Genomic DNA, 11054 nt, shown 5'->3' with positions numbered 1-11054 from the left:
GTGGAAGGTCTCGACACACTCACCCGATCCCTCGCCCGGCGCACCCCCGAGCAGCTCGCCGTACTCCTCACCCGCCACGGCGAGCCGCTCGCCCGCCGCCCCGCACCCACCCAACTGCGCGAACTGGCAGGCGCGTTGTGGTCGTACGAGGTCCTCCACCAGCTCGTGATCCACCTCGACCACCCCCGGTTGCAGGTGCTCGCCACCACCGCCCGCCTCAGCCAGGAGCGCGCCGCACGCGCCGCCCCGGGGCCCGCCGCCCCCGCACCGGGCGCCGACTACCAGTCCCTGATGGCGCACCGGCTGTCCTTCGCCCACCTGGCGAGCGAACCCGTCCCGCCCGAGGAGGTGTACGCCGCGCTCGGGGCCACCGCCGCACCGGCGCGGACGGCCGCCGAGAGCGCCCTGCACGCCCTGTACGACGACGGCCTGGCCGCGCGGGCCGAGGACGGCGCGATCGTGGTCCCGCCGCGCACCCCGCAGCTCCTGGCCGCCCACGACCTCGGCCCCTTCGTCGCGCACGCCCCACGGCCGGCCCCGCAGACCGCGCCCGCCCTCGCCGGGCGGACGCCCACCGACGCGTCCCTGCTCGACGAAGCGCGGACCGCCACCACCGCCCTCGCCGCCACCCTGGAACGCCTGCTGGCCTCCCTGGCGGCGCAGCCCGCGGCGCTGCGCAAGTCCGGCGGGCTGACGATCCGTGAGATCAAACGGCTGGCCAAGGCGGCCGGCGCCACCGAACCGCTCACCCGGCTCCTGCTCGATCTCGCCCTCGCCGCCGACCTGATCGCCCTGACCCGCACCCCGTCGGGCATCACCGCGCTGCCCACCGGCGCCTACGACGACTGGCTCACCCGCCCGCCCGGTGAGCGCCTCGCGCCCGTACTGGCCGCCTGGTCCGCCCTGTGGGACGTCCCCACCCACACCCCCTTCGGCCAGACCCCCACCGCGCTGGTACGGGGCCACGACCGGCATGCCCCGGCCCTGCGGCACGCCCTCCTGGCCACGCTGGCCACCGTCCCGCTCGGCGCCGGGGCGCCCCTGCCGCCCCTGGCCTCCCCCGACCACAAGCCGCTGACCGACCTCCTCGCCGCCGCGGACTGGCACCGCCCCCTCGCCGTCACCGCACAGCCGCCGGCCGAGGAGCGGGCCGCCCACACCCTGCACGAAGCCGCCTGGCTCGGCCTTCTGGCCCACGGCACCCTCACCCCCCTGGGCCGGGCCCTCCTCGCAGATCCGCACGACCTGGACGCTCCCCTAAGGGATCTGCTCCCACCGCTCGTCGAACAGGCCCATTTCCAGGCCGACCTGACCGCCGTCGTCCCCGGGCGCCCCGCCGCCGCCCTCGATGCACTGCTCGCCGCGACGGCCGACCGGGAGTCCGAAGGCCACGCCGTCACCTGGCGTTTCACTCCCGCCTCCGTACGGCGCGCCCTGGACACCGGCCACTGCGCCGACACGCTCCTCGACGGGCTCACCGCCGCCTCGGCCACCGGCGGCCTGCCGCAGCCGCTGGACTACCTCATCCGGGACACCGCCCGCAGCCACGGCCGGATGCGGGTCCTGCCCGCCGCCTGCTGCATCCGCTCCGACGACGAAACCCTCGTCCAGGAGCTGGCCGCCCACCACGCCCTGCGCACCCTCGGGTTGCGGGCCGTCGCCCCGACCGTCCTGGTCAGCGGCCGGCCGCCGGCCGCCACCCTGGAGGCGCTGCGCGCAGCGGGGTACGCCCCCGCCCTGGAGTCCGACACCGGCGCGACGACGGTCGAGCGGCCGCCCACGCACCGGACCAAGGCCCCGGTGCCGGCCCGGGACCCCGGCGCCCGACTGGCGCTCGCGCAGCGCCTCCTGGAGCGGACCGGCTGACCGTTCGGCCCGGACCGGCCGACCCACGGCCCGGGCCGGCGGCCGACCGACGCACCGGACCGACGGCCAACGGGCGGGCGGCTACTCGTACTCCGTCCCGCCCTTGCGGGTCAGATACGCGCCGCTGACCACCTTGGCGACGGCCCGGCCGCCGACCACCGGGCTGTAGCGCTCGCCCAGCGGACGGACCACCACACCCTCCCGGAGGTGCACCGCGCGCCCGGAGACCGTCTCGCGTCCGTCGGCCAGCTCCATCACCCGCCGCGCGTCGTACGGGCCGGTGAACAGCGTCGGCACCAGCGGCAGCCGCCCCTCCACCGCCGTGGCCAGCTCCTGCGGGGCCAGCCAGCGCACCCGCCCGCCGACCTCCACCGCGACGTCGAACGCGGCGTACGCGGGCTCGCCGCGGCGGCTGTCCGCGCCGTACCCCAGATCCTGGACGCCGTCGCCGTACACCTCGCCGAAGACGCCGATCCGAGCAGCCCCCAGCTCCGCGGCGAGCTCCGCCGCGACCTCGGCCACCCCATGGGCGCGCACCGCCCGCCAGTACAGGTTCCCGGGGTCCTCCACCAGGGCCAGCCGCTGCGCGCCCAGCCCCTTGGACGTCACCTGGACGCGGCCGGAGGAGGCGCTGTAGGTCAGACAGCAGGCGGTGCCGTGCACCTTCTCCGTGACCGCCACCGGCTCGCCCTCGGCGAACACCTCCGGATAGCGCTTGAGATGCTCGATGTCGATCCACGGCAGCAGCTCGGGTGCCGGCTCCACCTCGCCGCTCATCGACACCGGCACCGGCGGCACCCACTTCACGATCCCGAGCTGCGCACCGAAGTCCGTGCCCTCCTCGGCCGCCCGCGCCAGATCCGTGCCGTCCAGAGCCCGCGGCCGGCAGACGATGCCCTGCGACAGCTCGCCGCGCAGCCGGATCGCCTTGACCCGGTTGGCCGCGCTGCCCGCCAGCTTGCCGGTCAGTCCCAGCTCGGCGACCAACTCCTGAGGGAGGACGGCCTGCTCGGGGATGTACAGGGCGACGTCGCCGGTGCGGAACGCCCCCTTGGCGACGACGGCGCGGTAGAGCCCGACCTGGGCCAGCTCCAGCGCATCGGCGTTCGGATGGTCATGAATCGTCAGGTGCTCCACCGTGACGCGCAGCGTCGACATGCCCCGTCCCCGTTTCCGTTCCCCCGGTGGCGCGGCAGATGCGCACCGGTCGTCCGCGCCGCCCCGTGCGGCGCCCCACCACTGTGATCGACCGAACGGGCACCGGGCGAACGGATTTTTCCCGCCGGTGGCCGGGCCCGGCCCGGAGGAGGGGACGCAGCGGCGGTCAGTGGTCGGCCGGTTTGCGCCGCGCGGCCGGCGCCGCCGCCGGTAGGGGCACCGAGGCGGACGGCCGTGCGAAGCGGGCCGCGGGTTTGACCACATCGACATAGGCGCGGCAGACCGGCGAGCGGCCGAGCGTGGTGCCCAGCACGCCGTTGACGGCCCCGCGGACGAACCGGCCGGCCGCCGAGGGCCGGGCTCCGGCGGCGGCCGCAGGCAGCGGCCGTCCGGTGGCGTCGGTCCAGGGCGCCTGGGCGATGCGGGCGAGGGACTGCTGCACCGTACGGGCGAACCCCGGAGCGTCCAGCCCGCGCCGGCGCAGCGCCTGACGCAGGGCAAGGGCGCTGTGCGCGGCGATGGACAGGCCCTGGCCGTAATCGGGGGTGAAGGCGGCCACCGCGCCGCCCAGGGCGACGAATCCGGTGGGCCAGGGCAGCAGTTGTTCGTAGCGCCGTAGCCGGCTGGCGGTGTCGCGGGTCAGATGGACCTCGCTCAGCGGCTCGGCGTCGGCTATCAGGTCGCCGATGACGCACTGGGGTATGCGGCGCGCGAACGGCACGAAGCGGTCCGCGTGCTCACTGGGGCGGTCGGACCCGGCGCCGGTGAGGGTGACCAGCCAGCGGCCGCCTTCGATGGGCACCAGCGTCGCCGTTCGGCCGTGGCCCGCATGCTCCTCGGGGGCCGAACGGGCCGTGATCACCGGGTAGTTCGGGGCGCCGGGCGGGGCGCGGAAGATCCGGGTGGCGCTGACGATGCCCGGGTCGGCCCTCTCCTCGGCGACGGCGGGCAGACCCAGCTGCACGAGCCGGTCGGGCGTGGTGGAGTGCCGTCCGGTGGCGTCGACGACGAGGTCCGCGTCCAGGCGGCGGACCCTGCCGGTGACGGTGTCCCGTATGCGCACCCCGGTGATGTGCTCCGCCGTGCCGGTCAGCCCCTCGGCCTCCGTCGCGTCCAGCACGCCGATCCCGTCGAGGGCCGGCACCTGCTCGCGTACGACCCGGTCGAGCAGATCGCGCGAGCAGGCGATCAGGCACTTCGCGGGACGGCGCGTCGACCGGCCCTGCGGGGCGGCCGCCGAGGCCCCGGACGGCAGCGGCAGGGCGCGCGCGCCCTCCGCCAGCCATCGCTCGGTCACCCCCGGCAGCAGCGACTCCACCGCGCGGGCGCCGTCCGCCGACAGCAGATGGGCGTGCCGGGCCTGCGGCAGGTCCGTGGGCAGGGCGGGGGTGCGCGGCAGCCGTTCCCGTTCGACGACGATGACGTCGGCGTACCCGGACAGCGCCGCGGCGGTGAGCATCCCCGTGAAACCTCCGCCCAGCACGACGGCGAGAAACGGGTGGGTGAACTGGAGCCCGGAAGGGCCCGTACTGCGCGACGCGTTCATGGGCAGTGCCTTTCTCGGCGGGAGCGCGCGGTGTCCCCGGGATAGCGGGTCGCCTCCAGAAAGGGCGGTGCCGCATGCATACGGGAGTGCCGGCGCGCGGCGGCGATGACGGCGTCCGTGGCGGCCGTGAGCGAGGCCGTCACCGAGGCGGGCAGGGAAACCGAGGCGGACCGCAGAACGCGCACCGCTGTGGTCAGGAGCGGCTGAGCTCGTTGAGGGTCCCGGCAGGCCGGCGCCAACGCCGGCCTGCCGCCCCCCGATTTCCCCATCATGATTCCCCCTCAGGCCGTGCCCGCCCCACCGCACACCGGGCCACACCCTCGGCCACCCGCCCGTATCACCGGGTGGGACGGACCGGCGCAACTGCCTCGCATACTGCGTGCGGTCCCATGGGGCACGGCCGTCACATCCGGTCGACGGCGGGCACAGTTCCGGATCGTAGGCGGCGTCGATCACTTCCGGTAGCCGGAATACGACGAGGGATGCGTAGGAGCCACCCCGGGGATACTGCCGGGTAGACCCCCACCAAAGCGGCGTAATGGGAAGAAAGCGGAACATTGCTTTCTCGCGTCGTGAGAAAGCCGTCGGATATGCGTCGCCCCCAGCGGAAAGTTGGCGCAACACAGGCCGGATGGTTGGCGCGAAATGATCGGGTGACCCCGGATTGTCGGGCGCCGTGCCTACCCTGTGCGGGCACCGCACCGAAGAATCCGAGGGAGAGTCGTGCGCGCGATCGTGATGCGAGAATTCGGCGGCCCGGACGTCCTGCGGCTGGAGGACGTGCCCGAGCCCGAACCCCGCGCCGGGCACACGCCGGTCGATGTGACCCTGGCGGGCGTCAACTTCGCGGATATGCACGTACGCGACGACTCCTACCTCGCGCCCGTCCAACTGCCCTACATCCCCGGCAACGAAGTCGTCGGCACCGTCGACGGCGGCCGCCGCGTCGTCGGCCTGACCCGGGGCGGCGGCTACGCCGAACGCGCGCTGCTGCACCGCCGGGTCACCTGGGACGTGCCTGACGCCATCACCGACGAACAGGCCGTCGCGCTCGCCCTCCAGGGCAACAGCGCCTGGCATCTGCTGTTCACCACGCTGCGCATCACCGAGGGCGAGAGCGTCGTCGTCCCGGCCGCCGCCGGGGGCGTGGGCTCGCTCGCCGTCCAACTCGCCGCGCACGCCGGCGCCAGGGTCATCGCCCTGGCCGGCTCCGAGGAGAAGCGCAAACTGGCGACGGAACTGGGCGCCCACGCCGCCGTGGACTCCACCGCGCAGGACCTGACGGAGCGCATCGTGGACGCGGCGGGCGGCCCCGTGCAGGCGGCGCTGGAGATGACCGGCGGGGCCACCTTCGCCCGGACCCTCGCCGCCGTCGCCCCGCGCGGCCGGCTGGCGGTGTACGGCTTCGCGGGCGGTGAGCTGGCGAACGTGTCGACCCGGGAGCTGATGGAGCGGTCCCTGACGCTCTCCGGCTTCTGGCTGCCGCAGCTGTACGCCGACCGCACGGCCCTGCCGGAGTCCATGCGGGCGCTGTTCGAGGCCGTGGCCGACGGATGGCTCACACCGCTGACCGGCGCCACCTACGCTCTCGGTGAGGCGGCGCGGGCCCATCACGATCTGGCCGCGCGCACCCCGACCGGGAAGCTCGCCCTGGACGCCGCCCGCTAGCCGGCGGTGGACGGCGGGCACCACACCAACCGCGCGCCGGTGCGCACGGATCACTGCCAGGGGAGAGAGCACACGATGGGCAACGGCACCACAGCATCGGGGGCCGCGGCTTCGGCCGCGACGCCGCGGGCGTCGGGATCCGGCCATGCCGAGCGGGTCTTCCTCGTCCAGACCGCCTTCGCCGAACTCGGCGGATACGCCCACGGGCCGGGGGAGATCGCCGACTTCACCGGCCTGGACGACTCGGTCGTCTACCGCATCCTGCAGTCCGGCATCTACCAGCGCATCTTCGAACGCGTCGACCGCGGCCTGTACCGGCTGCGGACCTCGGCCGCCCAGCTCGCCTTCACCGCGCTCGACCACCGCCTCGACGGCGACATCACCCAGACCGTGCTGCGCCGGCTGCGCGAGGCCACCGACGGCGGGCTGGCGTTCCTCTACATGGTCGCGCCGTTCTCCGGCGCGCAGCGCCAGTGCGTCGACATGGCCGTCGGCGACTCGGACCTCGCCGAACTGGGCATGACCCCGCGCGATGTGCTGTCCGTGACCCGCTCGCTGCGCACCGGCGCCTCCGGGCGCACCATCCTCGCCTACCTGACACCGGTCCTCCAGCAGCGGGTCCTGGCCGAGCCCGTGCCCGACCAGGCGGGACCGGGCGTCTACCGGGATAACGACGCGCTGCTGACGTCCCTGACGGAGGTCCGCGACCTCGGCCACGCCCTCGGGTTCGAGGAATGCATGGCCGGCTGGAACTCCTGCGCGGCCCCGATCATGTGGGACGGCGCCATCATGGGCTCCGTACTGCTCCTCAAGCCCAAGACGGTGATGCCGCAGCCGCCGCAGAGCGTCATCGACGCGACGAAGGAGGCGGCGGCCGAACTCAGCCGCCACGGAGCCGCCCGCCCGGCCTCGGACGGGGCCTGAGCCCCGGCGACAATGGTGTAACCACACACAAGGGGGTCCGATGGACGCGGAGTTGGTGACGCTTGCCACCGCGGGCGCGACCACGCTGGTGCAGCAGATGACGACGCAGGGCTGGGAGGCCGTACGCCACAGGGTGGCGGCGCTCCTCGCCCGACGCCGGGGCGGAGCGGAGGAGGAGGCGGCCGAACGGGAGCTGGACGTCTGGCGGGCCGATCTCGTCGCCGCACTGGAGGAGGGCGACGAGGCCACCACGGCGGACATCACCGCGCACTGGCGGCTGCGGCTGCGCCGCCTGCTGCGCGACGACCCGGAGGCGGCGGCCGAACTGCGCGCCCTGCTCGGGGAGTTGCCCGCGACCGAGGTGCACAACTCCATCAGCGGCGGGGTCCAGTACGGTCCGGTGATCCAGACCGGCACCATCTCCGGCGGACTCACCCTCGGCGGATCCCCCGACCGTCCGAGGCCGCCGCGCTGACCCGGCCGGGTCCCTCCCGGGCGGCCGGGCACAATGTCCGGGTGCGGCTCGAAGCGATCACCTGGGACCGGCTGACCGACGCCCTCGCCGGGCACATCGCCGCGATGACGGCGGCGGACGGGAGCCCCTGGCTGCGGATCGCGGTCGACGGGGCCCCCGCCGCGGCGCCCGGCGAACCGGCCGGGCGGCTCGCCGAGGCGCTGCGGATCCGAGGGCGGGCGGTGCACCAGGCCGGCGCCTCCGGCTTTCTGCGCCCCGCCTCGCTGCGGCTGGAGTACGGCCGCGAGGACCCCGACGCCTTCCACGACGAGTGGTTCGACCGACGCGCCCTGTGGCGCGAGGTGTTCGGACCGCTGGAGCCGGGCGGCACCGGCCGGGTCCTGCCGGACCTGTGGGACCCCGTCGCGGACCGCGCCACCCGCAGCCGGTACGTGGAACTGCCGCCCGGCGGCGTGCTGGTGCTGCACGGTCCCCTGCTGCTCGGTCATGGTTTCCCCTTCGACTTCTCGGTCCACCTGAAGCTGTCGCCCGCCGCGCTGGCCCGCCGTACACCGCCGGACCAGCGCTGGACGCTGCCCGCCTTCGCGCGCTACGAGGACGAGACCCGGCCCGAGGAGACCGCGGACGTCGTCGTACGGGCCGACGACCCCCGCCGTCCCGCCTGGTCCGGACTGCGCTGAGCGCCTCCGGGACCGGCCCCGGGCGTCAGACCAGCTGCCGGATCTCGCCGCGGACGCGATAGAACCCGCCCGCGGACGCCGACAGGTCCTCGACGACGTACCGCGCCCCGGGACGGCGTATCTGACGGGGGAACTGGACGTTCCAGGACGGCTCATAGCCCTCGGAGACCACATGGACCCGCAGCCGGCCGCTCTCCTGGACGCACTCCACCACGATCCCGGAGGCCGCCGCGGAACTCACCGTCTGCACCGTGGCCGACGGGGTGTACGTCGGCAGCGCGGCGGCCGACTTGACGTCCCGGGCGACGGGGACCGTGCCCGAGCGGGCGGCGGCGATCGCCGCATCGCTCGCATCCACGCACACCAGGGAGCCGTCCGTGGTCACCATGTACAGCTTCTCGTCCAGATACTGCATCGACAGCGCCGAGCCGCCGCCCGTGCCCAGCTTCCACAGCCGGGTGCCGTCGGCGGCGAAGCAGTACACCGACGACGCCGAGTCCCCGGCGAAGACATAGCGGCCGTCGAGGGCGGTGGCGCAGGCGTAGACGACCGAGTCGCAGGCGTAGGTGGCCTCCACGGTGCCGCTGTCCTTCGCCAGCCGCTGGACGACGCGCTTGTCCGTACCGGCGTACACCGCGCGGTCCTCCTGCCAGCCGAACAGCACCGCCCCCCTGGTCGGGGTGTGCCACAGCTCGCCGCTGCCGTCGGCGCGGTAGGCGGTCACCCCGAGGCGGTGGCCGTGGTAGACGGCGTGCTCGTCGCGCCGCACCATCCAGGCGTGCTCGCCCGCGCTGCGCCGCGACCACTGGTACTCGTCCTCGTGGTCGATGACCGTCAGCCCGCCCCGCCGGTCGGAGACGTTGAGGATGCCCTCGCGGATGTCCAGCCAGAAGATGTCGACGTCGGGTGCGATGTCATAGGCGGCGAACGGCAGCTTCGAGGACAGGTCGTAGACCGTGCCGTCGTCGCAGCCCGCGTAGATCCAGAAGTCGTCCGCCACCAGGCACTTGACGCCCTCCGGCAGCTGATAGCGGGCCAGCACCTCGCCGTCGTGGCCGAGGGTGAAGACATCGCCGTTCTGGTTGCCCACCCAGCAGCGGTCCTCGGCGATATGGATCCCGAACGCCGAGGCACCCGTCCGGAAGCGCCACAACACCGGCGCGACCGCACGCGCCGTGGACGGCGCCGAGGCGACCTGACGGCGTGTCACCGGCCGGGCGGCGCGCTGCCCCTGGACGGCCGGCGCATAGCCCTTGCGCACCTTCTCACCGATCTTCCGGGCGGCCGCGGCCTGCGCCTTCTCCCGCGTCGGGAAGGACGACGTCTGCCGCTGGCCGGCCGCGCCGATCCGCCCGTAGCGCACCGAGACGGTGGTGCCCGACACCGTCACCTCGTAGAACTTGTGGGCGCCGCCGCCGTCTTGGGACAGCTCCAGATAGGTCGTGGTGTCGGACGCGGTCTGCGTCATGGTCTCGGACATGGCGAACTCCCCTCCCCGGGCCGGTCCCAGCGACCGTCCCCCCGCTGCTGAAAACCGTAGAACCCACCACTGACAATCGACCGCCGCACGCCGGCCGGGGCCGCCGGGCACTCCCCTGACGAGGGCGGATAGCGTGACGCCATGACCACGTCATCCGCGTCCTCCACGCCCTCCGCCTCCTCCGACGACTCCGCGCTGCCCGGCCGCCACGGGCCCACCGCGACCGTGGAGGCCACCCCCCGCTCCGTCGGCACCGTCCGCACGTCCTACGCACCCGACCACGACGGCGACCCGGACCCCGGCGAGATCGTGTGGACCTGGGTGCCGTTCGAGGAGAACGACGGCCGCGGCAAGGACCGTCCCGTCCTCGTCGTCGCCCGCGAGAGCGCCGGCACCCTCCTGGCCGTGCAGCTGTCCAGCAAGCGGCATGCCGACGACTACGACTGGGTCGCCATCGGCGTCGGCCCGTGGGACCGCGCCGGGCGCGACTCCTGGGTCGCGGTGGACCGCGTGCTGCGGGTGCACCCGGAGGGCATGCGACGCGAGGCGTGCGCGCTGGACCGGGGCCGCTTCAACCTGGTCGTCAACCGGCTGCGCGAGCGCTACGGCTGGCGCTGACGGGCCCTCCCGTCGCCCGCCACCGCCCTTCCCTGGAAGCGCTGCGCGCTGCCCCCTCGATGCGGCGCGGCCGTCAGGCGTCCGCCAGAGCCAGCAGCTTGGTGACGGTGTTCCAGTTCCGTGCGGTGGCCGTCACACCGAGCCGGGCGCGGCCGACCGCATCGGCGAGCTTCGAGCGGCCGATGCCGTCCGGGCACCACAGATACAGTTCGCGCCCGGCCAGCTGGAAGCGGTCGGGCGCGAAGGCGTCCTGATCGAGCGCGTCCAGCGCGGAGGTGTCGGCCGGCACCGCCGACAGGAACGTCAGATGCAGGGTCTTGGGCTCCGCCGTGGCCTGCGGAAACGGATTGGCGGCCACGGCGGCGGCCAGCTCGTCCCGGGTGCGCACCATGACCGGCACCGTCAGCCCCAGATCGGCGGCTATCCGCTCATGGAGCCGCCGGGCCGTCTCCTCCGGCGGCGCCCCGGGGTCGGCGAAGACGAGGTTGCCGGTCTGGAGCAGCACGGAGACGTCCTCCAGGCCCAGGGACTCGGCCAGCGCCAGCTGCTGCGCCTTGGGGAAGGAGTGGTGACCGCCGACGTTGATACCGCGGAGCAGAGCGATCTGACGGGACATGGCACGGACCCTTCGGAGAAACC

Annotated in this window: 10 protein-coding genes; 6 read left to right on the top strand and 4 right to left on the bottom strand. The window is 74.4% G+C overall.

The window, feature by feature from the left end:
* Positions 1 to 1866, top strand: a complete 1866-nt coding sequence (locus B1H19_RS40440; protein ID WP_261340962.1) for a helicase-associated domain-containing protein — start codon at positions 1 to 3, stop codon at positions 1864 to 1866.
* Positions 1867 to 1947: 81 nt separating this feature from the next.
* On the opposite strand, the gene B1H19_RS11825 is transcribed toward B1H19_RS40440, so the two are convergent.
* Both B1H19_RS11825 and B1H19_RS11820 read right to left on the bottom strand, forming a co-directional pair.
* Entirely contained in the window at positions 1948 to 3024 is a 1077-nt protein-coding gene (locus B1H19_RS11825) for an RNA ligase (ATP) (protein WP_083104580.1), read from the bottom strand.
* 166 nt (positions 3025 to 3190) lie between these two features.
* Positions 3191 to 4570 (bottom strand): FAD-dependent monooxygenase, encoded by a 1380-nt coding sequence (locus B1H19_RS11820; RefSeq protein WP_083104579.1) that lies wholly within the window; start codon positions 4568 to 4570, stop codon positions 3191 to 3193.
* A gap of 723 nt (positions 4571 to 5293) precedes the next feature.
* Between B1H19_RS11820 and B1H19_RS11815 the strand changes: the two genes are divergently transcribed.
* The 4 genes from B1H19_RS11815 to B1H19_RS11800 all read left to right on the top strand — a co-directional run bounded on the left by B1H19_RS11815 (position 5294) and on the right by B1H19_RS11800 (position 8317).
* Positions 5294 to 6238 (top strand): quinone oxidoreductase family protein, encoded by a 945-nt coding sequence (locus B1H19_RS11815; protein ID WP_083104578.1) that lies wholly within the window; start codon positions 5294 to 5296, stop codon positions 6236 to 6238.
* 75 nt (positions 6239 to 6313) lie between these two features.
* Positions 6314 to 7162 (top strand): IclR family transcriptional regulator domain-containing protein, encoded by an 849-nt coding sequence (locus tag B1H19_RS11810; protein ID WP_083104577.1) that lies wholly within the window; start codon positions 6314 to 6316, stop codon positions 7160 to 7162.
* Positions 7163 to 7202: 40 nt separating this feature from the next.
* Complete coding sequence (locus tag B1H19_RS11805) at positions 7203 to 7637, top strand: hypothetical protein (RefSeq protein ID WP_083104576.1); 435 nt, start codon at positions 7203 to 7205, stop codon at positions 7635 to 7637.
* Positions 7638 to 7678: 41 nt separating this feature from the next.
* The gene (locus B1H19_RS11800; protein WP_083104575.1) at positions 7679 to 8317 is read left to right on the top strand and encodes a nucleoside/nucleotide kinase family protein; all 639 of its coding nucleotides are present in this window, start codon (positions 7679 to 7681) and stop codon (positions 8315 to 8317) included.
* A gap of 25 nt (positions 8318 to 8342) precedes the next feature.
* Here the strand turns inward: B1H19_RS11800 and B1H19_RS11795 are convergent, their stop codons facing one another.
* Positions 8343 to 9797, bottom strand: a complete 1455-nt coding sequence (locus B1H19_RS11795; protein WP_203237134.1) for a WGR domain-containing protein — start codon at positions 9795 to 9797, stop codon at positions 8343 to 8345.
* A 141-nt stretch (positions 9798 to 9938) separates the two neighbouring features.
* On the opposite strand from B1H19_RS11795, the gene B1H19_RS11790 reads away from it, so the two are divergent.
* Positions 9939 to 10415, top strand: a complete 477-nt coding sequence (locus tag B1H19_RS11790; RefSeq protein WP_083104574.1) for a type II toxin-antitoxin system PemK/MazF family toxin — start codon at positions 9939 to 9941, stop codon at positions 10413 to 10415.
* A 73-nt stretch (positions 10416 to 10488) separates the two neighbouring features.
* Here the strand turns inward: B1H19_RS11790 and B1H19_RS11785 are convergent, their stop codons facing one another.
* Complete coding sequence (locus B1H19_RS11785) at positions 10489 to 11031, bottom strand: DUF1697 domain-containing protein (RefSeq protein ID WP_083104573.1); 543 nt, start codon at positions 11029 to 11031, stop codon at positions 10489 to 10491.
* Positions 11032 to 11054 lie beyond the last annotated feature (23 nt).

Source organism: Streptomyces gilvosporeus, from assembly GCF_002082195.1.
GTDB classification, from domain to species: Bacteria; Actinomycetota; Actinomycetes; order Streptomycetales; family Streptomycetaceae; genus Streptomyces; species Streptomyces gilvosporeus.
The sequence above is the reverse complement of the archived record's forward strand: the minus strand, read 5'-3'. Positions and strand labels throughout refer to the sequence as shown.

What these genes read in the sequence shown, in the direction of transcription:
- B1H19_RS11825 (WP_083104580.1), bottom strand. Translation starts at nt 3,024, where the DNA reads ATGTCGACGCTGCGCGTCACGGTGGAGCACCTGACGATTCATGACCAT.
- B1H19_RS11820 (WP_083104579.1), bottom strand. Translation starts at nt 4,570, where the DNA reads ATGAACGCGTCGCGCAGTACGGGCCCTTCCGGGCTCCAGTTCACCCAC.
- B1H19_RS11810 (WP_083104577.1), top strand. Translation starts at nt 6,314, where the DNA reads ATGGGCAACGGCACCACAGCATCGGGGGCCGCGGCTTCGGCCGCGACG.
- B1H19_RS11805 (WP_083104576.1), top strand. Translation starts at nt 7,203, where the DNA reads ATGGACGCGGAGTTGGTGACGCTTGCCACCGCGGGCGCGACCACGCTG.
- B1H19_RS11795 (WP_203237134.1), bottom strand. Translation starts at nt 9,797, where the DNA reads ATGTCCGAGACCATGACGCAGACCGCGTCCGACACCACGACCTATCTG.
- B1H19_RS11790 (WP_083104574.1), top strand. Translation starts at nt 9,939, where the DNA reads ATGACCACGTCATCCGCGTCCTCCACGCCCTCCGCCTCCTCCGACGAC.
- B1H19_RS11785 (WP_083104573.1), bottom strand. Translation starts at nt 11,031, where the DNA reads ATGTCCCGTCAGATCGCTCTGCTCCGCGGTATCAACGTCGGCGGTCAC.